The 21,992-nt window shown below is 69.6% G+C and carries 21 protein-coding genes; 7 read left to right on the top strand and 14 right to left on the bottom strand.

What is annotated here, in order from left to right; genetic code table 11:
• Positions 1-28: 28 nt before the first annotated feature.
• Entirely contained in the window at positions 29-217 is a 189-nt protein-coding gene (locus C454_RS07440; RefSeq protein ID WP_004974121.1) for a hypothetical protein, read from the top strand.
• A 29-nt stretch (positions 218-246) separates the two neighbouring features.
• Here the strand turns inward: C454_RS07440 and hisA are convergent, their stop codons facing one another.
• Positions 247-963: a 1-(5-phosphoribosyl)-5-[(5-phosphoribosylamino)methylideneamino]imidazole-4-carboxamide isomerase gene (hisA, locus tag C454_RS07435; RefSeq protein ID WP_004974120.1), complete on the bottom strand. Its 717-nt coding sequence runs from the start codon at positions 961-963 to the stop codon at positions 247-249.
• A gap of 174 nt (positions 964-1,137) precedes the next feature.
• On the opposite strand from hisA, the gene glmM reads away from it, so the two are divergent.
• Positions 1,138-2,502 carry a phosphoglucosamine mutase gene (gene glmM / locus C454_RS07430; RefSeq protein WP_004974119.1) on the top strand — a complete coding sequence of 455 codons (1,365 nt, stop codon included), beginning with the start codon at positions 1,138-1,140 and terminating at the stop codon, positions 2,500-2,502.
• Between the two features lie 45 nt (positions 2,503-2,547).
• On the opposite strand, the gene C454_RS07425 is transcribed toward glmM, so the two are convergent.
• From C454_RS07425 to C454_RS07385, 9 genes are all read right to left on the bottom strand, one after another.
• Positions 2,548-2,799 (bottom strand): hypothetical protein, encoded by a 252-nt coding sequence (locus C454_RS07425; protein ID WP_004974117.1) that lies wholly within the window; start codon positions 2,797-2,799, stop codon positions 2,548-2,550.
• Positions 2,800-2,898: 99 nt separating this feature from the next.
• Positions 2,899-3,267, bottom strand: coding sequence for a phosphoribosyl-AMP cyclohydrolase (hisI, locus tag C454_RS07420; protein ID WP_004974115.1), 369 nt, complete (start codon positions 3,265-3,267; stop codon positions 2,899-2,901).
• A 78-nt stretch (positions 3,268-3,345) separates the two neighbouring features.
• Positions 3,346-4,398, bottom strand: coding sequence for an A24 family peptidase (locus tag C454_RS07415; protein WP_004974114.1), 1,053 nt, complete (start codon positions 4,396-4,398; stop codon positions 3,346-3,348).
• A 73-nt stretch (positions 4,399-4,471) separates the two neighbouring features.
• Positions 4,472-5,413, bottom strand: a complete 942-nt coding sequence (locus C454_RS07410) for a hypothetical protein (protein WP_004974111.1) — start codon at positions 5,411-5,413, stop codon at positions 4,472-4,474.
• 121 nt (positions 5,414-5,534) lie between these two features.
• Complete coding sequence (fer, locus tag C454_RS07405) at positions 5,535-5,924, bottom strand: ferredoxin Fer (RefSeq protein ID WP_004974109.1); 390 nt, start codon at positions 5,922-5,924, stop codon at positions 5,535-5,537.
• Positions 5,925-6,064: 140 nt separating this feature from the next.
• Entirely contained in the window at positions 6,065-7,186 is a 1,122-nt protein-coding gene (locus C454_RS07400) for an inorganic phosphate transporter (protein WP_004974107.1), read from the bottom strand.
• 143 nt (positions 7,187-7,329) lie between these two features.
• Complete coding sequence (locus tag C454_RS07395) at positions 7,330-8,622, bottom strand: O-acetylhomoserine aminocarboxypropyltransferase/cysteine synthase family protein (protein WP_004974105.1); 1,293 nt, start codon at positions 8,620-8,622, stop codon at positions 7,330-7,332.
• 126 nt (positions 8,623-8,748) lie between these two features.
• A complete protein-coding gene (metX, locus tag C454_RS07390) occupies positions 8,749-9,996 on the bottom strand; it encodes a homoserine O-acetyltransferase MetX (protein WP_004974103.1) in 1,248 nt (415 codons plus the stop codon).
• On the bottom strand, positions 9,993-11,312 hold the full coding sequence (locus C454_RS07385; protein ID WP_004974102.1) for an O-acetylhomoserine aminocarboxypropyltransferase/cysteine synthase family protein: 1,320 nt from the start codon (positions 11,310-11,312) through the stop codon (positions 9,993-9,995). The genes metX and C454_RS07385 overlap by 4 nt, the downstream gene beginning before the upstream one ends.
• 170 nt (positions 11,313-11,482) lie before the next feature.
• Here C454_RS07385 and C454_RS07380 point away from each other — a divergent pair, with 170 nt between their 5' ends.
• The 4 genes from C454_RS07380 to ligA all read left to right on the top strand — a co-directional run bounded on the left by C454_RS07380 (position 11,483) and on the right by ligA (position 16,103).
• Positions 11,483-12,136, top strand: a complete 654-nt coding sequence (locus C454_RS07380; RefSeq protein ID WP_004974100.1) for a helix-turn-helix domain-containing protein — start codon at positions 11,483-11,485, stop codon at positions 12,134-12,136.
• 99 nt (positions 12,137-12,235) lie between these two features.
• Entirely contained in the window at positions 12,236-13,588 is a 1,353-nt protein-coding gene (locus C454_RS07375; protein ID WP_049905029.1) for a cytochrome P450, read from the top strand.
• 100 nt (positions 13,589-13,688) lie between these two features.
• Complete coding sequence (locus C454_RS07370; protein ID WP_004974097.1) at positions 13,689-13,907, top strand: hypothetical protein; 219 nt, start codon at positions 13,689-13,691, stop codon at positions 13,905-13,907.
• 96 nt (positions 13,908-14,003) lie between these two features.
• Entirely contained in the window at positions 14,004-16,103 is a 2,100-nt protein-coding gene (ligA, locus tag C454_RS07365; RefSeq protein ID WP_004974095.1) for an NAD-dependent DNA ligase LigA, read from the top strand.
• A gap of 63 nt (positions 16,104-16,166) precedes the next feature.
• On the opposite strand, the gene C454_RS07360 is transcribed toward ligA, so the two are convergent.
• The 4 genes from C454_RS07360 to C454_RS07345 form a co-directional block, all read right to left on the bottom strand.
• Positions 16,167-17,090 carry an ABC transporter permease gene (locus C454_RS07360; RefSeq protein WP_004974092.1) on the bottom strand — a complete coding sequence of 308 codons (924 nt, stop codon included), beginning with the start codon at positions 17,088-17,090 and terminating at the stop codon, positions 16,167-16,169.
• Positions 17,087-18,067, bottom strand: coding sequence for an ABC transporter ATP-binding protein (locus C454_RS07355; protein WP_004974090.1), 981 nt, complete (start codon positions 18,065-18,067; stop codon positions 17,087-17,089). The genes C454_RS07360 and C454_RS07355 overlap by 4 nt, the downstream gene beginning before the upstream one ends.
• A 174-nt stretch (positions 18,068-18,241) precedes the next feature.
• Positions 18,242-18,517: a hypothetical protein gene (locus tag C454_RS07350; RefSeq protein WP_004974087.1), complete on the bottom strand. Its 276-nt coding sequence runs from the start codon at positions 18,515-18,517 to the stop codon at positions 18,242-18,244.
• A gap of 66 nt (positions 18,518-18,583) precedes the next feature.
• Positions 18,584-20,104: a methyl-accepting chemotaxis protein gene (locus C454_RS07345; RefSeq protein ID WP_004974085.1), complete on the bottom strand. Its 1,521-nt coding sequence runs from the start codon at positions 20,102-20,104 to the stop codon at positions 18,584-18,586.
• 147 nt (positions 20,105-20,251) lie between these two features.
• Between C454_RS07345 and C454_RS07340 the strand changes: the two genes are divergently transcribed.
• Positions 20,252-21,991 carry an excinuclease ABC subunit C gene (locus C454_RS07340; protein ID WP_004974084.1) on the top strand — a complete coding sequence of 580 codons (1,740 nt, stop codon included), beginning with the start codon at positions 20,252-20,254 and terminating at the stop codon, positions 21,989-21,991.
• Position 21,992: the final 1 nt, after the last annotated feature.

The raw sequence follows: 21,992 nt of genomic DNA, 5'->3' as shown, positions 1-21,992 counted from the left end.
AATCGAGTCGTCCGGAGGCGAGCGACTGATGCGGCGCGGAGCGACCGCCAGCCCGAAACGCGACGTGGTGACTGTCAGTATGCTCGTCCTCTCGGGGCCGTTCCTCGCGACCTCGCGTCCCGAGACCGCGATTATCGGCGCGCTGTTCGTCGCCGTCGGCGTCTACGGGACCGTCGAGAGCCTCGCCGCGGCCGTTCTCGCGTATCTGGACGGATAGCGCCTCGGTGCGGCGCGTCTCGTCGGCGACTACGCCTCTATCGCCTCTTCGAGCGTGAACCGCCCCTCGTAGAGCGCGGTGCCGACGACGGTCGCCGCCGCGCCCGCCTCGCGGAGCGCGCGGACGTCGTCGAGCGAGGCGACGCCGCCGGAGGCGACGACGGGGATGTCGACCGCGTCGACGACCGCCGAGGTCGTCTCGAGGTGGACGCCTTCGAGCTGTCCCTCGACGTCCACGTCGGTGAAGAGGATGGCCGCCGCGCCGAGTTCCTCGTACCGGGCGGCCGCCTCGGCGGGGTCCAGGCCGGTTCCCTCGGTCCAGCCGGAGACGACGACCTCGCCGTCTTTCGCGTCGAGGCTGACCATCACGCCGTCGGGGTAGTCCTCGGCGAGTTCGGCGACGATGTCGGGGTTCTCGACGGCCGCGGTGCCGAGGATGACGCGGTCGACGCCGCGGTCCAGCAGGTCGCGGGCGTCGTCGGCGGTGCGGATGCCGCCGCCGAGTTGGAGCGGCACGTCGACCGCGTCGAGGACGGCGTCGACCGCCGGGGCGTTCTTCCGCTCGCCCTCGAACGCGCCGTCGAGGTCCACGAGGTGGAGCGTCTCCGCGCCGGCGTCGACCCAGCGGCGGGCGGCCTCGACCGGGTCGCCGTAGGTCTTCTCGGTGCCGCGTTCGCCCTGTACGAGCTGGACGACCTCGCCGTCTTGCATGTCGACCGCGGGGACGACTTCGAACTCCGGGAACATACGCCACCGTGGGCGAGCGACGTGCGTAAACGCACCGGATACGGCGACCGAGATACCGAATACGACGACCCGGGTGCGACACCCCGGAGTGGGCGACGCGAATCGGGCGACGAACGGACCGAGCGAGCCACCAGTTCGGAACGGCTTTGTCGCGCCGGGGTGCACACACACTCAATGAAACTCTTCGGTTCCAGCGGCACCCGCGGCGTGGTGGGTGAGAGCCTCACACCGGAGTTCGTCCTCCGCGTCGCCAAGGCCGCCGGCACGGTCTGGAACGCAGACCGGGTCGCCATCGCACGCGACACCCGAACGACGGGTGAGATGTTCGTCAACGCCGCCGAGTCCGGGCTGGCGAGCGTCGGCGTCGACGTGGACGACCTCGGCGTCGTCCCCACCCCCGCCGCGGTCCGGTACTGCGAGAACCAGGGCGTTCCGGGCGTCGTCATCACGGCCTCGCACAACCCCCCGGAGTTCAACGGCGTCAAACTCGTCGGCGACGACGGCGTCGAACTCGCCGTCGAGGAGTTAGAGCGCATCGAAGACCACATCCTCGCCGAGGAGTTCGACGTGGCCGAGTGGGACGCCGTCGGGAAGACCCGGCGCGTCGAGACGGCGAACGACGACTACCGCGAGGACCTCCTCGCCAGCGTCGACCGCGAGAAAATCGCCGACGCGAACCTCACGGTCGCGCTCGACCCCGGCCACGGCGCCGGGTCGCTCGTCACGCCCGACTTCCTCCGCGAACTCGGCTGCGAGGTCCGCACGGTCAACGCCCAGCCAGACGGCCACTTCCCCGGCCGCCAGTCCGAGCCGGTCCCCGAGAACCTCAGCGACCTCGAACGACTCGTCCGCGCGACCGACGCCGACGTGGGAATCGCCCACGACGGCGACGCCGACCGGGCCGTCTTCGTGAACGAGCGCGGCGAGTGCATCTCCGGCGAGGCGTCGCTGGCCGCCCTCGCGGCCGCCGCCCTCGAACCGGGCGACGCGACCGTCTCCGCGGTGAACGTCTCCCAGCGCCTCGTCGACGTCTGCGAGGAGGTCGGAGCCGACCTCGAACTCACGCCCATCGGCGCGACGAACCTCATCACCCGCATCCGCGAACTCTGGCGCGAGGGTCGGAACGTCCCCATCGCGGGCGAGGGTAACGGGGGAGTGTTCTACCCCAACTACCGCCTCGTCCGCGACGGCGCGTACATCGCGGCGAAGTTCCTCGAACTCGTCGCCGAGCGCCCGCCGAGCGAACTCGTCGCGCCCTACGAGGACTACTACAACGTCCGCATCAACCTCGAATACGACGAGGAAGCCGAGTTGACGGCGATGCTCAACGCCGCCGCCGACTACGCGGAATCCGCCGACGCGACGCCGAACACGACCGACGGCTACCGCCTCGACTACGGCGACGCGTGGGTGCTCGTCCGCCCCTCGGGAACCGAGCCGAAAGTCCGCGTCTACGCCGAGGGTCGCTCCGAGGAACGCGCGACCGAACTCGCCGAGGACGCCGCCGACGCGCTTCGAACCGCGGTCGCGACGCTGTAACTCGGCGATAGCACCGGGGAGAAGGAGTCTCTTTTCGCGCGCCGCTCACAGGCTAATCGCCGCGAACAGGAGCGCCAGCGCGCCGAACACCAACAGCATGAAGCCGCGTTCGAGGTCGTCGCCGCCGAGTTCGTCGTCCGGCGGGTCCTCGCGGGTCGGGTCGAGGACGAACTCCGGGTCGTCGGAGCGGGCGACCCGACGGGCGGCCGCGGCGCTCTTGAGCAGCCGGCCGCCGAGGGCGAAACAGCCCAGCCCCACGACGATGGCGACCACGGAAACCGGATTGACGTTCAGCATCGGCCGGCGACCGCGGTCATCGGTCGGTCGACCCGTCGGTCGCGGTCGTGGCGACGGTCGGCGGAGCGGTCGCGCCCGTCATCGGTCGGCTCGCATCGGTCACTCGTCGTCGTAGACCGCGTCGGGGTCGAAGACGCGCTCGCCGACGTTCTCGCCCTCGACGGTGCGGTAGAAACACGACCGGTGGCCGGTGTGGCACGCGCCGACGTTCTGGTCGACGAGGTACAGCAGGGTGTCCGCATCGCAGTCGACGCGGACCTCCCGAATCTCCTGTGTGTGGCCGCTCGAAGCCCCTTTCTCCCAGAGTTCGTCGCGGCTCCGCGAGTAGTAGTGCGCCCGGCCCGTCTCGACGGTTCGGTCGAGCGCCTCGGGCGAGACGTACGCCAGCATGAGCACCTCTCCGGAGTCGGCGTCCTGCGCCACGGCGGGGACGAGGCCGTCCTCGCCGAAGTCGACATCGACGGTCATGATTCGGGTCACGCGGTGGCCGGGGTTATCTCTTGTGCGTCGCCGCGCGGAAACGACGCCCGACTCTCCCCCGCGTGCTCAGACGATACCGAGCGCGCCGAGGACGCCGAAGAGGATGTCGCCGTAGACGAACGCAACGACGAGACCGACGAACATGGGGACGAGAAACGGGATGCCCGGCGAAATCCACACCGACTCGCGAGTCGTCACGAGTTCCAGTCCGCCGCGGAGTTTCTCGGGCGAGGTGCCGTAGGCGGTGCCCTCGATGCTGTCGAGGAAGCGGGCCGCGCCCCACGGGTCGTCGAACGACGCGTCCGCGTCGGCTGCGGCGGTGTCGCCTCCAGCGCCGGCAGCCGCGGTATCGCCGTCTACCGCATCCTCGTCGTCGAGGTCGGGCGACGCGCCGCCGTCGGTTGCCGCGCGGTGGACCGCGCCGTCCGTCGGGTCGAACGTCTCGCCGATGCTGTCGGGGTCGCGGAGGGCGTCCGGGTCCGAACGCAGGTCCGCGAGCGTGAGGCCGCGCCAGCGGAGGTACATCCGGAGCGCGTCGAGGTCCAGTCCGTTCCGCGTGATTCCCTCGGGCGACTCGAACAGGCGGCCGTGGGCCGCCGAGAGCGACCCCACGGAGACGCGGCGGCCGACGAACGAGATGGGGAACTCGAACTCGCCGTCGGCGAGGTTCCTGGCGGCGAGGAACAGCGGGTAGGCGAGGCCGACGATGACCGTGTTCGTGAGAATCGTCATCGAGAAGACGCCGAGGCGGGTGGCGGCGAGCGGAAACTCCGTCCCGGCGACGACGTAACTGGGGAACGTCGGGAGCAGGACGGCGAACACCATGAGCGCCTTCGCGTCCGCGCCGCCGAAGCCGCCGAGCCGCCAGAACAGGTACGAAAGCGGGACGACGAAACAGACGCTCACGCCGACGCGAATCAGGTACAGCCGGTCGAGCACCGTCTCCGGCGGCAGGTGGCCGAGGAGTTCCCACGCGAGCAGGACGAGCCCCAGCGCCGCGAGCGGATACCAGACGACGTTGGGGACGCGCCGCGTGCGGACGTCGCGTACCGCGGTCCACGCGAGGACGGGGAGCACCACCAACCGCAGGAGGTCGGGGAGCGTTCCGATACCGAACATACCCGCAGACTGGGGGCAGGGGAGTTAGGTGTTCGGGACGGGTATCAATCCTGAAACCGACCCCGGCGGCGGGTCAGAACAACGCGAGTTCGACGAAGCCGACGAGCCGAATCGAAAGCGAGAACAGTGCCATCGCGGCCGCGGGAACCCACGCCGACTTCGAGCGGCCGAAGCCGAGGGCGGCCACGCCGAACGCGAGCGCCCACAGGGCGTGTTCGACGCTGCCGGGAACGTCGGCGAAGACGGTTCCGAGCGCGGCCACGGCGAGCAGTCCGAAGGCGAACGCGGGAGCGAGCGTCGGGCGCGAGAGGGGTCGAATCGACCGCTCGGCCGCGCTCCGATACGTCACGCCGACCGCGACACAGCCGCAGACGGCGGCGACGAGGAGAAGCGAGACGACGCCGACCCGCCAGGGTTTCGGGAAGACGACGAGCGTGAAGGCGGCGTCGCGGAGCACCGAACGAAAGAACGTCGCGAGCGCGGCCGTCGCAGCGACGGCGCGCGCGGACGAGAGTCCGACCCGCGACGAGGCGAGGTCGAACACCGCCGCGACGAGAATCCCGAACCCGAGGCCGGCGAGTGCCGCGTCTTCGGCGGTCCGAACCGCCGCCGTCGCGACCGACGCTTCCGGGTGGTACGTCCACCCGAGGAGCGCGGCGAGCGAGGCGTCGAACCCGGCCGCGAAGACAACGCTCGTCGCGACGACGGCGAGCGCGGGAGCGAGAACCGTCGCCGCCGCGTCGGCGAGTCGGGAGCGCCCGGGAAGCCCGAACGAGAGCGAGACGCCGCGATGGCGCGCGTAGACCAGCGTCGGAACCGCGAGGCCGGCGACGTTCGGGGACGCGAGCGTGCCGACTATCGGGACGCCGCGGAGCCTGAGCGCGACCCAGTAGCTGGCCGCGCTCGCCACCGTGAGACAGGCGAGAAAGAGCCCGAGTCGACCGAGTTCGGTCGCTTCGCTCGGGAGCGAATCGTCGGGGCGGAGTTCGCGGACGACGGTCGTGACTCTCGACACGGGTGGAGCGACCGGTCGGCGGGACAAATCGCTGTCGGCCTCTCGGCTCGGACGGGGGCGGAAACGGCGTACCCGTCGGTCACGGGTGCGACGCGTCGAAAGAAATGTTCGGGATAGCGCCTTAGATGACGCGGTTCTGCAGGTAGTCGAGGTGCTTCGCGTTGTAGACGATCTTGACCTCGTCCTCGACCGGCGAACCGATGCAGGTGAGACGGACGTTCTTGTCGTTGACCTCCTCGTCGGAGAGAATCTGCTGCATGTCCATCTCGATTTCGCCCTCCTTCAGGATGGACGCACAGTTCGCACAGGCACCTGCGCGGCAGCTGAAGGGCCAGTCGTAGCCCTGGGCCTCGGCGGCTTCCAGGATGTACTCGCCCTGGTTGACTTCCATCTCACCGTAGTCTTCGGCGTCGAGACCGGCGTCCGCGGCCTGCTCGAAGAGGTCGTCGTCGTCGAGGTCCCAGCCGTTGTCGTCGAGAACTTCGTAGTTGAGGTAGGTTACCGTGGGCATCGACAGAGGATTCGAAGGCCACCCCATTAGACTTTGCTGTTCCGTGCGCCGAATTCGACCCGCGCCGCGGCGGCGGCCGCCCGTTTGTTACATTGTTGACCGTGATAGTTCCGGATTGACGGACGCGGCGATTGAACGCTTCAGATAACGCCAGCGGAGAACAGCGCGTACGACGCGAGGGCCGAAAGCGAGGGCGTGAGCATCCAGAAGAAGATGACCCGCCCGGTCGTGCCGGGGTCGAACAGGTCCTGCGCGGAGAGTTCGTCGGGCGCTTCCTCGCCCATCTTCGGCACCTCGTCCTCGCGCTCGACGGTGAGTGCGTTGACCGATACCTGCGGGGCCTCGCCGCCGCTCAGGGCCTCGCCGAGAGTGACGGTTCGGGTCGCACGTCCCCAGCCGAGGCCGACGATGCACATCGTCGCGCTCACGGCGAGGCTGGCGGGGATACCGATGGCCGACAGGAAGGAGATGAGCGACGCGCTCACCGTCTCGACGATGAGCGCCGCGAGGATGGGCAACTGCGTGAGGTCGTTGCCGACGGTGTCGAGCGTCCGACGGGCGATGGTGAACGCGCCGAGCCCGATGGCGCCGCCGGCGATGAGGATGCCCGTGTTCATCTCGAGCGCGCCGTTGCCGACGAGCGGGGCGACCGCGTTGGCGACGTTCGACGCGCCCGCGGAGAACGCCATGTAACAGGCGACGACGACGACGAGGACGGTGCTTCCGAACTCGCGGTACGTCGTGTTCGGCCCGAGTCGCGGTCGCGGAACGCCGCCGTCGCGGTCGAGCCTGACGAGGGCGCCGGGGCTCTGGTCGAGTTTGAGCCACGCGTCGAGATACGGGTAGATGTACCGCCCGATGACCGCGCAGATCCAGAAGGCGATGACGGGCGCGACGATCCACCACGAGATGATTTCGAGCATCACGCCGGAGTCGAGCGACCCGTTGGCGAGGCCGAGGCCCGCGATGGCCCCGACCGCCGTCATCGACGTGGAGGCGGGGACGCCGAAGGTGTTAGAGACCAACAGCGCGAGGCCGACGAAAAAGAGGACGGCGACGCTCGCCGCGAGGGTGAACTCGCTTTGCGGGACGATTTCGCCGCCCATCTTGGCGACGACCTCCCTCCCGAGCGTCCACCCGCCGAGGAGCGCGAACCCCGTCATCAGGGCCGCTGCGGCGAGTTTGCCGAGCACACCGCTCCCGACCGCGGGACCGAAGGCGACCCCCGTGGACGAGCCGCCGATGTTGAACCCGACGAACACTGCCACCAGGAAACCGACGAAGAGGAGTGCTTCTACCACGGAGGTACCTACTGGCGCGGGAATAAAAGGAACGGCGGTCGGTGGTCGGCCAGTCCGCCGACGCGGCGGCCGGAAACGACTCGCCCGAGGGGAGCGCCCTCAGTTCAGTTCGACGCGGCGCGAATCGCCTGGTCGAGGTCGTCGATGATGTCGTCGACGTCCTCGATGCCGACCGACAGGCGGACCATGTCGGGCGTGACGCCCGCGGCGGCCTGTTCGTCTTCCGTGAGCTGCTGGTGGGTGGTGGACGACGGGTGGATGACGAGCGTCTTCGCGTCGCCGACGTTGGCAAGGAGCGACGCGAGTTCGACGTTGTTGACGGTGCCCTTGGCCGCCTCGTAGCCGTCGGTGAGGCCGAAGGTAATCATGCCGCCGTAGCCGCCGTCGAGGTACTTCGAGGCCTCCTCGTGGGTCTCGTGGGATTCGAGGCCGGGGTAGTTCACCCACGACACCTTCTCGTGGTCGTCGAGGAACTCCGCGACAGCCTGCGCGTTCTCGCAGTGCGCGCGCATCCGAAGCGGGAGCGATTCGAGCTTTTCGAGCGTCTGCCACGCGTCGAACGGCGACTGGGAGTTGCCGAGGTCGCGCAGGCCGCGGGCGATACCGGCGTAGGTGAAGCCGGCGGGGCCGAACGTCTCGTCGAAGTTGACGCCGTGGTACGCCGGGTTCGGCTTCGCGATTTCGGGGTAGTCGTCGGCGTACTCGTCCCACGGGAAGGTGCCGCCGTCGATGAGGATGCCGCCGATGGTCGTTCCGGCCCCGTGAATCCACTTCGTCGTGGACTGCCAGACGAGGTCCGCGCCGTGCTCGATGGGGTTACAGAGGTACGGCGTGGCGAACGTGTTGTCCACGAACAGCGGCGTCCCGTGGTCGTGGGCGACCTCGGCGATGGCCTCGATGTCCGGCGTCACGAGCGCCGGGTTGCCGATGGTCTCGAGGTGGACGAACGCGGTGTCGTCGTCGATGGCTTCCTCGTAGGCGTCAACGTCGAGCGTGTCCACGAACCGGGTCGTGACGCCGCGGCGCTCGACGGTGTGGGTGAGGTAGGTGTAGGTCCCGCCGTACAGCGACGACGCGGAGACGATGTTGTCGCCGGCAGAGGCGAGCAGGAAGGTCGCGAGGTCGAACGCGGCCATCCCGGACGAGGTCGCGACCGCGCCCACGCCGCCTTCGAGCGACGCGAGGCGCTCCTGCAGCATCCCGACGGTCGGGTTCATCAGCCGCGAGTAGATGTGTCCCGGCTTTTCGAGGGCGAACTGCGCGGCGGCGTCGGCGGCGTCCTCGAAGACGTACGAGGTGGTCTGGTACAGCGGCGGGGCGCGCGCGCCCGTCGCGGAATCGGGGCTCTGTCCGGCGTGGAGACTCCGAGTGTGGAAGCCCGGACTGTCGTCGCTCATACCCGAACGTCGAATCGAACGGGGGTAAAGCGGGGTGTCGGTCGCAATTCCCGCCGGCTTCTGCGACGCGGGACCGACGCGAAAGAGGAAGACTGCCGGGCAGCAGGCGGGACGACGGCCGGACCGTCAGCGCGAGAACAAAGAGGAGTGAACCGGTGCGAAGTCCTTCTCCTCGTCGGGTTCGCCGCCGTCGGTCGCGGTGTCGGTCACGGCGCGGCCCGCGACGCCCTCGTCGACGAAGTCGCCGAGCGGCGGCCCGACCTTCTCGGGTTCGACGAGGAAGGCGTCGTGGCCGTGGTCGGACTCGACGACGTGGTGGGCGACCGGCGCGTCGACGCGGCGGAACGCGCCCGCCAGCGACTCCGACTGCTCGGTCGTGAAGTGCCAGTCGCCGGTGAAGGAGACGAGGAGCGACTCGCCCTCGAAGGCGGCGAGGGCGGCCGCGTCGGACTCGTAACCCTCCGAGAGGTCGAAGTCGTCCATGGCGCGCGTGAGGTACAGGTACGAGTTGGCGTCGAAGCGCTCGGCGAACTTCTCGGCCTGGTAGTCGAGGTAGGACTCGACCTCGCGGTACGGGAAGAACGCGGCCGCGGGGTCCGACGGGAAGGCGTCGCCGCGGTCGCCGCGGCCCGCGGAGCGCCGGCCGAACTTGCGCTCCATCGAGTCCTTCGAGAGGTACATCAGGTGGCCGAGTTGGCGGGCGAGTCCGAGGCCCGCGTCGGGCGAGGCGCGGTCCTCGCCGTAGTAGTCGCCGCCGTTCCAGTTCGGGTCCGAGGTGATGGCGCGGCGGGCGACGGCGTCGATGCCGAGGCACTGCGAATCGAGGCGGGCCGCCGAGGCGACGACGGCGAGGCGCTCCACGTCGTCGGGGAACTGCACGGCCCAGTCGAGGGCGTTCATGCCGCCGACGGAGCCGCCGACGACGGCGTGGAGGCGGCCGACGCCGAGGTGGTCGAGCAGGCGGCGCTGGGCGCGGGTCCAGTCGTGGACGGTGACCGGCGGGAAGTCCGTGCCCCACGGCTCGCCGTCGGGACCCTCGCTCGCCGGGCCGCTCGTGCCGTAACACGACCCCGGGACGTTCACGCAGATGACGTAGTAGTCGTTGGTGTCGAGCGCCTTGCCCGGTCCGACGATGTCGCCCCACCACGCGCGGGCCTGCCCGGAGACGCCCGACTCGGTGCCGTGGCCGGCGACGTGCTGGCTCCCGGTGAGACCGTGACAGACGAGGACCGCGTTCTGCCCGTCGAACTCGCCGTAGGCCTCGTAGGCGACCTGCAGGTCGGGCAGTATCTCGCCCGACTCGAACTCGTGTTCGCCGATGTCGACCACGTCGGATTCGACCCGGCGACCGGGCGTGGTTCGCGTGCGGCTCATGGCTCCTCCGACCCCCCGTCGGCCTGCTGACGCAGGGCGTGTTCGATTGCCTGGTCGAGGTCGGCGATGATGTCGGCGGCGTCCTCGATGCCGACCGACAGTCGGAGCATGTCGGGCGCGACGCCCGCGGCGCGCTGTTCGTCCATCGAGAGCTGGGCGTGCGTGGTCGACGCGGGGTGGATGAGAAGCGTCTTCGCGTCGCCGATGTTGGCGAGGAAGCTCACGAGGTCGACCGACTCGCAGACGGTCTTGGCGGCTCCGTAGGCCGCCTCGTCGTCCGCGCCGTCGAGGCCGAAGGTGACCATGCCGGCGTAGCCGCCCTGCAGGTACTCCGAGGCGAGGTCGTGGGTCTCGTGGTCCTCGAAGCCGGGGTAGGTGACCCACGCGACGCCGTCGCGGTCGCGGAGGAACTCGGCGACCTGCCGGGCGTTCTCGCAGTGGGCGCGCATCCGGAGCGCGAGCGTCTCGACGCCCTGAAGCGTCTGCCAGGCGTCGAACGGCGACTGGCAACTGCCGGTGCTCCGGACGGCGCGCTGGCGGACGGCCTCGGCGAAGGCGCGCTCGCCGAACCGCTCGACGAAATCGACGCCGAAGGCGGGGTTCTCGCCGGAGAGCTCGTCGTAGTCGGCCGCGTCCCACGGGAAGGTGCCGCCGTCGACGACGACGCCGCCGACGGTCGTGCCGGAGCCGTGGAGCCACTTCGTCGTCGACTCCCAGACGATGTCCGCGCCGTGTTCGATGGGGCGACAGAGCGCGGGCGTGGCGAACGTGTTGTCAACGACGAGCGGGACGCGGTTCTCGTGGGCGACCTCGGCGATGGCCTCGAAGTCCGGCGTCTTCAGCGAGGGGTTCGCCACCGTCTCGACGTGGACGAAGGCGGTGTCCTCGTCGATGGCGTCCTCGTAGGCGTCCACGTCGAGCGTCTCGACGGTCCGAGATTCGACGCCGCGCCTGACGGCGGTCTTCGAGAAGTACGAGGCCGTGCCGCCGTACATGTCCTCCGAGAGGACGACGTTGTCGCCGACCGACGCGAGGACGGTCGTGAGCGCGTCGAGCGCGCCCATCCCGGAGGCGGTGGCGACCGCGTCGACGCCCGATTCGAGGGCGGCGAGGCGGCGTTCGAGGATGCGGGTCGTCGGGTTGGAGATGCGGGAGTAGACGTCGCCGTCGGCTTCGAGGGCGTACAGGTCCGCGGCGTGGTCCGCGTCGTCGAAGACGTACGACGTGGTCTGATAGAGCGGCGGGGCGCGGGCCCCTGTCGCCGGGTCCGGGTCCTGTCCGGCGTGGAGGCCGAGCGTGCGGAAGCCTCGATTCATGTATGAGGTGCATAATCTTCGACAGAGGAATAACCGTCAGTTACGGCAAGCGTTGCCCGTGGTTGCGGTCGGGGAGCGGCGGCCGGTCCGGAGGAGAGCGCGGGGGAACGGGACGGTCCGCGTCGGAGAGTAACTTGCATACCTCGGCGGCGCGAGGGAGGATGTAACGCATGAAGTGTCTCCGGGCCCACTTCGACGCCGACGAGAACCCGTTCGGGAGCCCGTACGACGTGTTCGCGGTCGACGGCCGACACCCGCGCGGGGAGCTTCGCGACCTGCGGCTCCGGCCCGACGGAACCGTGGTCGAACTCTGCGTCCTCGAAGACGCGCCGCCGGACATCGAGGCGCGGCTGGCCGACCACCCCGATATCGTCGATTTCGACGCGGGCGAGACGGCCGACGGCGGCGTCGTCTGCCACGTTCATCTCGTCCCCGACGACGACGTGCGCCGCCTCCTCGAACTCGTGGACGAACACGACCTGCTTCTCGACACGCCGATTCGGCTCACCCGCGAGGGCGTCGTCGTCAACGTCCTCGGGAGCCACGCGCAGCTCTCGGGCGCGGTCGCGTCGCTGCCCGACTCGCTCACCGACGCGTTCTGCGTGGACGGCCTCTCGGACTACGAACCGGTCCGCGGCGGCGTCCGCGCGGACCTCACCGCCCGCCAGCGCGAAGTCCTCGAGGCCGCCGTCGAGCGCGGCTACTACGACATCCCGCGTCGGGTGTCGGTCGAGGAACTCGCCGCCGAACTCGGCTGCTCGCAGAGCACCGTCTCGGAACACCTCCGGAAGGTCGAATCGCGCGTGATGAACCGGCTCGGGTGACGGCCGCCGGCGTCGCGTCGCCGACTTGGTGGACCACGATATAAAGGGCCGGCCGGCATCGGCAGTAGCGCCATCCCGGTTCCGCCCGTAGCTTCATCCATGTCAGAAGCGACGCAAGGCGGTCGAGAACGACCGCCGAGTCCCCCGTCGAAGCCCGTGGTCCACCACACCCTTCGGTACGCGGACGACCCGCTCGCGTTCGTCACCGAGGTCGCCCGCGAGTACGGTCCGGTCGCCGAGTACGACATCGGCGGCATCTCGTTTTACCAGCTGAGCGACCCCGAACTCGTCGAGCACGTCCTCGTACAGGAGAACCAGCGGTATATCAAAGGCGAGCTGTTTCAGGAATCGCTCGGGACGGTCCTCGGCGACGGCCTGCTCACGAGCGAGGGCGAGTTCTGGCGGCAGCAGCGCCACCTGATGCAGCCGGCGTTCCTCCCGCAGATGCTCCGGCGCTACAGCGAGGTGATGGTCGACTACACGGAGCGCATGCTGTCGTCGTGGGAGGACGGCGAGACACGCGACATCCACGAGGACATGATGAGCCTCACCGTCGAAATCGCCGCGAAGACGCTGTTCGACGTGGACATCCGCGAGGAGGAGTCCGCCGTCGGCGACGCCCTCGAAACCGTCATGGACTACTCGTCGACCTCGATGAAGCGCCCGGTGGACGTGCCGCGGTGGGTCCCCACTCCGCGCAACCGTCGGTATCAGCAGGCGCTGGACGACCTCACCGAGGTCGTCGGCCGCATCGTGACCGAGCACCGCGACGACGACCCCGACCCCGAGGCCAACGACGTCGTCTCGCTCCTGTTGACGTTCCGCGACGACGACGGCGATTCCCTGTCGGACGAGCAGATACGCGACGAACTCGTGACCATCCTCCTCGCCGGCCACGAGACGACCGCGCTGGCGCTCACCTACACGCTCCACCTCCTCGGGACGAACCCCGAGCAGGCGTCGACGCTCCGCGAGGAGCTCGACGCCGTCCTCGACGGCGAGCGCCCCGGCTTCGGCGACCTCGACGATCTGACCTACACCGAGCAGGTCGTCAAGGAGGGGATGCGGGTCTATCCGCCGGTGTGGGAACTCATCCGCGAGGCCGCCGAACCCGACGCAGTCGGCGGCTACCGCGTCGAACCCGGACAGACCGTCTCGGTCCAGCAGTGGGTGCTCCACCGCGACCCGCGGTTCTACGACGACCCCCTCGACTTCCGGCCGAGCCGGTGGACGAAAGCGTTCGAGCGCGACCTCCCGAAGTACGCCTACTTCCCGTTCGGCGGCGGCCCGCGGCGGTGTATCGGCGACCGCTTCGCCATGCTGGAAGCGCGTCTCGCGCTGGCGACGATTGCCCGGTCGTGGACGGTCGACCCGACCCACGACCTGTCGTTCGACCCCTCGATTACGCTCCGACCCGAGGGGTCGGTCGAGATGGTCGTGAACCGCAGGTGAGCGGTCGGCGAGAGCCGAATCGTCGGCGCACAGTCTCATCCCCGGCTTCGCCTACCGTCGTCGCCAACACGCTTATTCCCCGAGACCGAAGACCGGTTTCATGGCCGGAGACTTCCTCCTCGTCGCCGCCGTCTTTCTCGCAGTCGGCCTCCCGGCGGCGGCGTTCCCCTACCGCGTGTCGAAACTCGGCGAGCGGGTCGACGCCATCGGGAGCAAGACCCCCAACGACGAGGTCGAACCCGCCGAGTGGAACGTGACGCTCACGCGGTTCGTCGGCGTCTTCATGTCCGCGCTCGGCGTCGCCTACCTGTTCGCGTGACGCGGCGCGGTTCGGGCGGGAGTCGTCGCGGCCGGAACGTCGCCGTTCGCCGTCACCCCGGAGCGTTTACCCGCCGTCCCGCCGACACCCGAACCAATGAGCGACGCCGACATCGACGCCGAGTCGAACCCGTACCTCCGCGACCCGCCGACCGAGTTCGAACCCGCCGAGTCGCTCTCGCGCGAAGCGGCCGAAGAACAGGCCGCGCTCCTCCGCGAAGCCGTCCGCGAGCACGACCACCGCTACTACGTCGAGGCCGACCCACTCGTCTCCGACGCGGCCTACGACGCGCTGTTCTCCCGCCTCGTCGCGCTCGAAGGCGCGTTCGACCTCGACACGACCAACAGCCCGACGAACCGCGTCGGCGGCGAGCCGATCGACGCGCTGGAGACGGTCGAACACGTCGCGCCAATGCTCTCAATCGACCAGAGCACCGAGGCCGACGACCTCCGGGAGTTCGACGAGCGCGTCCGCCGCGAGGTCGGCGCGGTCGACTACGTCTGCGAGCCCAAGTTCGACGGCCTCTCGGTCGAAGTCGTCTACGAGGGCGGCGAGTTCGCCCGCGCGGCCACCCGCGGTGACGGCCGACGCGGCGACGACGTGAGCGCGCAGGTGAAGACGATTCCGACCGTGCCGCTGTCGCTCCGCGGCGACCACCCCGACCGACTGGCCGTCCGCGGCGAGATTTACATGCCGAAGTCCGACTTCAGCGACCTCAACGCCCGGCGCGTCGAGGCCGGCGAGGACGCCTTCGCCAACCCCCGGAACGCGGCCGCCGGGACGCTCCGCAACCTCGACCCCTCGGTCGTCGCCGACAGGCCGCTCGCGGTCTTCTTCTACGACATCCTCGACGCGAGCGCGCGCCCCGACAGCCAGTGGGCGGCGCTCGACCGCCTGCGCGAGTGGGGCCTCCGCGTCGCCGACCGCGTCGAGCGCGCCGAAGACGTGGAGGGAGCCATCGACTACCGAAACCGGATGCAGGCGGCCCGCGACGACCTCGACTACGAAATCGATGGGACGGTCATCAAGGTGGACTCGCGGGAGGCCCGCGAGCGCTTGGGCGAAAAGAGTCGCTCGGTCCGCTGGGCGTTCGCCTACAAGTTCCCCGCGCGCCACGAGGTGACGACCGTCCGCGACATCGTCGTGCAGGTCGGACGAACGGGCCGACTCACGCCGGTCGCCATCCTCGACCCCGTCGACGTGGGCGGCGTCACCGTCTCGCGGGCGACGCTCCACAACCCCGACGAGATAGCCGACCTCGGCGTCGCGGTCGGCGACCGAGTCCGAGTCAAGCGCGCCGGCGACGTGATTCCGCAGGTGGTCGAAGTCACGGAGGACGGCGGCGGGAGCTACGAGTTCCCCGACCAGTGTCCGGTCTGCGGGAGCGCGGTGGACCGCGACGGCCCGCTGGCGTTCTGCTCGGGCGGGCTTTCGTGTCCGGCCCAACGGGAGGCCTCTATCGGCCACTTCGCGGTCAAGGGCGCGATGGACATCGACGGCCTCGGCGGGGAGCGCGTCTCCCAGCTCGTCGACGCCGGCCTCGTCGAGACGGTCGCCGACCTGTACGGCCTGACGGCCGACGACCTCGCCGAGTTAGAAGGGTGGGGCGAGACGAGCGCCGAGAACCTCGTGACCGCCGTCGAGAACTCGACGAACCCCGCTCTCGACTCGTTCCTCGTCGGCCTGAGCATCCCCGAGGTCGGAGAAGCGACCGCCCGCGGTCTCGCCCGCGAGTTCGGGTCAATCGAGGCGTTTCCCATCGAATCCGACGCCGACGAAGGCGAGTTCGACGCGTTCGAAGAGCGCCTGACGACGGTCCCCGACGTGGGCGAGACGGTCGCGCGCCGCGTCCGCGACTTCTTCGAGAACGCGGACAACCGCGCCGTGATTCGCGCGCTCCTCGACCGCGGCGTCGACCCCGAACCCGTCGAATCGGGCGGCGACGAACTCGACGGCCTGACGTTCGTCGTGACCGGGACGCTCGCCGCGAGCCGGGGCGACGTGAAGGACCTCGTCGAATCTCACGGTGGCAGCGTCACCGGCTCCGTCTCGGGCAACACCGACTACCTCGTCGTCGGCGAGAACCCCGGCCAGTCGAAGCGCGACGACGCCGACGCGAACGACGTACCGACGCTCACGGAAGCCGAGTTCAAGGACCTGCTCGCAGAGCGCGGCGTGGCGTACCCACCAGAATAGTCGACAGTCGGTGGGAGAGTCGCGAAAGCGGTCGTTACCGCCTCTGCGGCCCGCGTCTCCGCCTCAGAGGTCCGCCTTCTGGAACGCGCGGTAGCCGAGCAGCGGCGGGACGACGATCCACGCGAGGAGGATGGCGAGGATGAACGGCCCGGTGAAGTAGAACGGAAGTGCCTCGCTGAAGGTCGCCTCGATGGCGAGTCGCTCGCCGAGTCCGGCCTTGAACAGGCGGGCGGCGACCGCGGGGCCGTACAGTTCCGCGACCAGCGTCTCGTAGGCTCGAAGCGGGTTCAGGTACTTGATGAAAAGGCGCATCTGGACGATTTGCGGCGCGGTCAGCGCGGTGAGACCGAGCTGCTCGATGACCCAGTTGACGAGCCGCGGGACGCCCGTGGCGACCGTCGACCAGAGGACGGCGAAGATGAAGTACAGCCCGACGGTGCCGAACAGCGCCTGTCGCTGGGACGCCGAGGTCGCGGAGAGCCAGACGCCGATGGAGACGAACGCCGTGGCGAGGAGCCCCGAGAGGGCGACCTGTCCCGCGTAGGAGACGAACATGACCTGCCCGCCGGTGAACAGCATCGCGAAGAGGGCGACGACGAAGCCGACGAGCATCGAGATGATGACGACGAGCGTGCGGCCGACGAGCTTTCCGAACACCACGTCGCGCCGAGAGTTCGGCAGCGACAGCAGGAGCTTGATGGTGCCCGACTCGCGCTCGTCGATGAGCGAGCCGTGGGCCGTCACGAGCGCGATGAGCGCGAGGACGAACCCGAGCATGCCCGCGTAGGAGAAGTTGAACAGCCCGCCGGGCGCGGTGGTGAGGCCGAACAGCGTCTCGGAGTTCGCGCCCGCGCCAGAGAGCAGGACGCCGTAGAACAGCGCCGTCGACCCGCCGATGAGGAGGGCGAAAAACAGCGTCAGGCCGAGGAGCCACCGCGACCGGAGAGCGTCGCGGAAGTCCTTGCGCGCGACCGATTCGAGCGTCATGCTGTCACCTCCGGTTCGCCTGCGGAGTCGTCGCCCTCGGTGTACGCGAGGAAGATGTCCTCCAGCGACGCGGAGTCAGTCTCGAAGTCGGCCACGGTCGCGCCGCCGGCCTCGACGGCCTCGATGACGCGCGACTTGGCGTCGTCGGTACAGCCGACGATGAGGCGGTCGCCGTCGGTCTCGACCGACGAGACGCCGTCGAGGGCGCGGACAGCGTCGAGGGCGGCGTCGCCGTCGACGTCGATGCGGAGAACCGAGTCGGTCTCGATTCGGCTCCGGAGCCCCTCGATGGTGTCCTCGGCGATGAGTTCGCCGTCGCGCATGATGCCGACGCGGTCACAGACCGCTTCGACCTGTCCGAGGACGTGGCTGGAGAAGAACACCGTCGCGCCGCGGTCGGCCTCGGTGCGGACGATGTCGCGCATCTCGCGCGCGCCGGCGGGGTCGAGACCGGAGGATGGCTCGTCGAGGACGAGGAGGTCGGGACTCCCGGCGAGCGCCATCGCGAGCGCGAGGCGCTGGGACATCCCCTTGGAGTAGCCGCCGGCGCGGCGGTCCGCCTCGTCGGGGTCGAGGCCGACGCGGGAGAGCAGTTCGTCGGGGTCGTCGTCGGCTTCCTTGGACTCGATGGCGAACTCGACGTGTTCGCGCCCGGTCAGCCGGTCGTACACGTCGTACCCCTCGGGGAGCACGCCGGTCCGACGCCGGACGGCCACGCTCTCGGCTTGCGCGTCGTGTCCGAGCACGCGGACGGACCCGCTCGTCGGGCGCACGAAGTCGAGAAGCATGTTGATAGTCGTCGATTTTCCGGCACCGTTGGGACCGAGGAACCCGAAGACCTCACCCTCCGCGACGGAGAACGTGAGGTCGTCGACGGCGGTGACGGCGTCGGCGTCGGACGACGGGAGGAGAGAATCGAACAGTCCCTCGTCGTCTTCGAACCGTTTCGTCACCCCGTTCAGTTCGATGGCGGCCATGGGCGGGCCTGCGTCGTACTGGGTTAAAGGGTTTTAGGTGCAAAAATCACGGGCGATAACATTCCCGCGCCGAGCGGAGGGTCAGACGGAGGAGTCACATCGCCGCAGTCGTGCGATACGGTCGGGTTCGACGGCCGGTATCGGCGGTCGATGTCGACGGCCGGCTGTGCCGCCTCAGACCTCTTCGTCGGGTTCGTGGGAGTCGGCCATCTTCGTGGCCTCCGTCGCGTACCGCTCGCGCAGGTCGTCGTCACTTACTGGTTCGAGGTTCTCTGTCGGCGCGTCGATGGCGGCGGTCACGGTCATCCGGCGCTGGTGCATCACGGCCGCGGCGAGCTCCTTCCGGAGTTCGTACTCGCCGTCCGGCGTCGCGTAGATGAGGATGATGAGGTCCCGGTCGTCGTAGGACCGCTCGACCAACCAGAGCCGCGTCGTGTCGTCGTCGCTCATGCCCCGTGGTTCGGACGGGGTTCCCTTACGCGTGCCGGCATCGACGCCGGCCGTTCGGAACCCGGCTCAGGAGCGATTGCCCGTCAGTTCCTCGACTTCCATGGCGAGCGACGACAGCGCCTGCGTGCTCTCGTCGGTCGCGCTGACGATGCTGTCGACCGCGCCCTCGGTCTCGACGGTCCGGTCGCGCACGTCCTCGATGGTCGCGGTCAGTTCTTCGACCGCCTCGGCCTGCTCGTCGGTCGCGCGGGAGACCTCCGCGACGCCGTCCGCGGCGGTGTCGATGGAGGTGGCGATTTCCTCGAACGCCGCCAGCATCTCGGAGATGCGGTCGTCGGCGTGCTCGATGCGGTCGTTCGACTCCGTCGCCGCGTGGACCGCCTCGCCGGTCTGCGACTGGATGTCCTCTATCTGCGCGGTGATGTCTTCGGTGTGCTGGCGCGTCTCGTCGGCGAGCGACTTGACCTCCTCCGCGACGACGGCGAACCCGTCGCCGTCCTCGCCGGCGCGGGCGGCCTCGATGTTCGCGTTGAGCGCGAGCAGGTTCGTCTGTTCGGCCACCTCGGAGATGACCTCGACGACCGCCTCGATGTCGTCCATGCGGCCGCCGAGTTCGGTCACGCGGTCGACGAGCTCGTCGCCCATCGTGACGACGCTCTCGGTCGCCGCTCGCGCCTCGCTGTTGGCCTCGCGGCCCTCGGCGGTCGCCTGCCGCGCCTCCGTGGCCGCCGTGTCGACCTCGTCGGCGGTCGCGGCGACCTCCTCCATCGTCGCGCTGAACTGCTGCATCTGGGTCGCGCCCTCGTCGAGGAGGTCGCGCTGCTCTTCGACGTTATCGACGATGGCGTCGGCCGCCGAGGCGGCCCGCGTGACCGCCGCGGTCGCCGTCTCCGTCTCGTCTTCGACGTTCGACGCCAGCGTCGAGAGGTTGCGCGCCGTCTCGTTGACCGCGTCGACGACGAGATAGAGCTGGTCGTCGACGGCCCCGCTCTCGTCTATCGTCGCCCGCGCGTCGAGGTTGCCCCCGCTCAACTGGGTCAGCGTCGATTCGACCTCGGAGACGAGCGCGGCGACCTCGCGGTGGCGCTCGACTTCCGTCGTCCGGTTGCGGACGGTCTGGAGGACGCCGACGAGCTCGTCGCCCTCGTAGAGCGGCATCGCCGTGTGCCGGGCGTGGCAGTCGTCGCCGTTCACGTCCGCAAACGTCTCTTCTACGGCGTAGAGCAGGCGGTCGGGGTCGTCGAGTTCCACGCCGTCGAGCGCCGCGGCGTCGAGTGGGTTGTCGAGGACCTGCCCCGCGAGCACGCTGGCCGCGGAGTCGCCGTAGAAGGCATCACCGAGGTCGCGTCGGCCCAGCGCGGCGTCCGCGGACGTGCCGGTCAACGACTCGACGCCGGCGTTCCACGCCGCGATGCGACCCTGCTCGTCGAGGACGAACGCCGGGAGGCCGACGCCGTCGAGCAGTACGTCGTCGTCGACGTTCAAGTCCGGCGCGTCCGTGGCGGAACCGGCGACGATTCCGCCGTCCGGTAACGGAGTCTCCTCACCGAACCACGAGCGGACGCGTGAGAGTATACCAAGTGACATTAGAGGCCACGTTTCAGAGCATCACAGGAGTATCTTTCGAGCAGATTATCAAATCAGATAATTTTCGGGGCGGCGAGACGGCCGAATCGGCCGCCCCGCTGGCTCGACGCGTCAGCCTCAAGCCCTTCGCGCGGTAAGCCACCCCAGATGGACCCTGCCGCGGTCAGCGAACGAGCCAGCGCGCTTCCGTCGGACCCCGGCGTGTACCAGTTCGTCGCCGGCGACACGGTGCTGTACGTCGGGAAGGCCGTCGACATCCGCGCGCGGGTTCGGTCGTACGCCGACCCGCGGTCGGAGCGTATCTCCCGGATGGTCGACCGCGCGGAGCACATCGACTTCGCCGTTACCGACACTGAAACGCAGGCGCTCCTCCTCGAAGCCAACCTCATCAAGCGCCACCAGCCGCGCTACAACGTCCGCCTGAAGGACGACAAGTCCTACCCGCTCGTCCAACTGACGGCCCACGCGGTCCCGCGCATCGAGGTCACCCGCGACCCCGAGGACTCCGCGACCGTCTTCGGACCGTACACCGACAAGGGCCGCGTCGAGACGGTCGTGAAGGCGATTCGGGAGACCTACGGCCTCCGCGGCTGTTCTGACCACAAGTACTCGAACCGCTCGCGGCCGTGTCTCGACTACGAGATGGGGCTGTGTACGGCCCCCTGTACCGGCGAAATCGCGGAGCGCGACTACCGCGAGGACGTGGAGTCGGCGGTCCGCTTCTTCGAGGGCGAGACGGGCGTCCTCGCCGACCCGCTCCGCCGGGAGATGGAGGCGGCCTCACAGGACGCGGAGTTCGAGCGCGCCGCCAACCTCCGCGACCGGTTGGAAGTCGTCGAGTCGTTCCACGGCGCGGGCGAGGACGCCGTCTCGTCGCAGTCCGACGAGCGCGCCATCGACGTGCTCGGCGTCTCGCTCCGCGGCGACTCGGCGACCGTCGCCCGGCTCCACGCCGAGCGCGGGCAACTGGTCGACCGGACGCGGCACCACCTCGACGCCCCCGAGGGCGAAGACCGCACGGCCGCCGTCCTCTCGGCGTTCCTCGCGCAGTTCTACGCCGAACGCGAACTCCCCGACGCGGTCGTCCTCTCGGAGCATCCCGACGACGAGGACGTGGTCGCGTGGCTCGAATCGGAGGGCGTGGGCGTCCGCGTCCCCGGCGCGGGCCGCGAGGCGAAACTGATCGAACTCGCCCTGAAGAACGCCCGCCGGCGCGCCGGCCGCGACGACGGGCTCGCCACGCTCGCCCGCGAACTCGACCTCGACGTGCGACGCGTCTCCCGCATCGAGGGCTTCGACGTGAGCCACGCGCAGGGCAAGGCCGTCGTCGGCAGCGACGTGTGCTTCGTCGAGGGGAGCGCCGAAACCTCGGACTACCGCCGGCGGCGACTCCCCGAGCGCAACGACGACTACGCGAACATGCGAGAACTCGTCCGCTGGCGGGCGACCCGCGCGCTGGAAGGCCGCGACGACCGCCCGGACCCCGACTTACTCCTCATCGACGGCGGGAAGGGACAGTTGAACGCCGCGCTGGACGCCCTCGAGGAGACCGGCTGGGACGTGCCCGCCGTCGGCATCGCCAAGGACCGCGAACTGGTCGTCACGCCCGACCGGACGTTCGACTGGCCGGACGACGCGCCGCACCTGCACGTCCTCCAGCGCGTCCGCGACGAGGCCCACCGCTTCGCCGTCCAGTACCACCAGACGCTCCGCGACGAGGTGAAGACCGTCCTCGACGACGTGCCCGGCGTCGGCGAGAAGACCCGCCGGGCGCTGCTCACGCGGTTCGGCAGCGTCGAGGGCGTCCGCGAGGCGTCGGTCGAGGACCTGACGGACGTGCCCGGCGTCGGCGAGAAGACGGCCGCGGAGCTGAAGCGACGGCTCTGAG

It is taken from the genome of Haloferax gibbonsii ATCC 33959 (assembly GCF_000336775.1).
GTDB lineage: Archaea > Halobacteriota > Halobacteria > Halobacteriales > Haloferacaceae > Haloferax > Haloferax gibbonsii.
This window is presented reverse-complemented; position numbering and strand designations above follow the sequence as displayed.

Bases quoted from the DNA above. Each gene is read 5' to 3' on its own strand.
- hisA (WP_004974120.1), bottom strand. From the start codon at position 963: ATGTTCCCGGAGTTCGAAGTCGTCCCCGCGGTCGACATGCAAGACGGC.
- hisI (WP_004974115.1), bottom strand. From the start codon at position 3,267: ATGACCGTCGATGTCGACTTCGGCGAGGACGGCCTCGTCCCCGCCGTG.
- C454_RS07425 (WP_004974117.1), bottom strand. From the start codon at position 2,799: ATGCTGAACGTCAATCCGGTTTCCGTGGTCGCCATCGTCGTGGGGCTG.
- C454_RS07355 (WP_004974090.1), bottom strand. From the start codon at position 18,067: ATGGCCGCCATCGAACTGAACGGGGTGACGAAACGGTTCGAAGACGAC.
- C454_RS07395 (WP_004974105.1), bottom strand. From the start codon at position 8,622: ATGAGCGACGACAGTCCGGGCTTCCACACTCGGAGTCTCCACGCCGGA.
- glmM (WP_004974119.1), top strand. From the start codon at position 1,138: ATGAAACTCTTCGGTTCCAGCGGCACCCGCGGCGTGGTGGGTGAGAGC.
- C454_RS07370 (WP_004974097.1), top strand. From the start codon at position 13,689: ATGGCCGGAGACTTCCTCCTCGTCGCCGCCGTCTTTCTCGCAGTCGGC.
- C454_RS07375 (WP_049905029.1), top strand. From the start codon at position 12,236: ATGTCAGAAGCGACGCAAGGCGGTCGAGAACGACCGCCGAGTCCCCCG.
- ligA (WP_004974095.1), top strand. From the start codon at position 14,004: ATGAGCGACGCCGACATCGACGCCGAGTCGAACCCGTACCTCCGCGAC.
- C454_RS07345 (WP_004974085.1), bottom strand. From the start codon at position 20,104: ATGTCACTTGGTATACTCTCACGCGTCCGCTCGTGGTTCGGTGAGGAG.
- C454_RS07440 (WP_004974121.1), top strand. From the start codon at position 29: ATGCGGCGCGGAGCGACCGCCAGCCCGAAACGCGACGTGGTGACTGTC.
- fer (WP_004974109.1), bottom strand. From the start codon at position 5,924: ATGCCCACGGTAACCTACCTCAACTACGAAGTTCTCGACGACAACGGC.
- metX (WP_004974103.1), bottom strand. From the start codon at position 9,996: ATGAGCCGCACGCGAACCACGCCCGGTCGCCGGGTCGAATCCGACGTG.
- C454_RS07380 (WP_004974100.1), top strand. From the start codon at position 11,483: ATGAAGTGTCTCCGGGCCCACTTCGACGCCGACGAGAACCCGTTCGGG.
- C454_RS07385 (WP_004974102.1), bottom strand. From the start codon at position 11,312: ATGAATCGAGGCTTCCGCACGCTCGGCCTCCACGCCGGACAGGACCCG.
- C454_RS07350 (WP_004974087.1), bottom strand. From the start codon at position 18,517: ATGAGCGACGACGACACGACGCGGCTCTGGTTGGTCGAGCGGTCCTAC.
- C454_RS07415 (WP_004974114.1), bottom strand. From the start codon at position 4,398: ATGTTCGGTATCGGAACGCTCCCCGACCTCCTGCGGTTGGTGGTGCTC.
- C454_RS07360 (WP_004974092.1), bottom strand. From the start codon at position 17,090: ATGACGCTCGAATCGGTCGCGCGCAAGGACTTCCGCGACGCTCTCCGG.
- C454_RS07340 (WP_004974084.1), top strand. From the start codon at position 20,252: ATGGACCCTGCCGCGGTCAGCGAACGAGCCAGCGCGCTTCCGTCGGAC.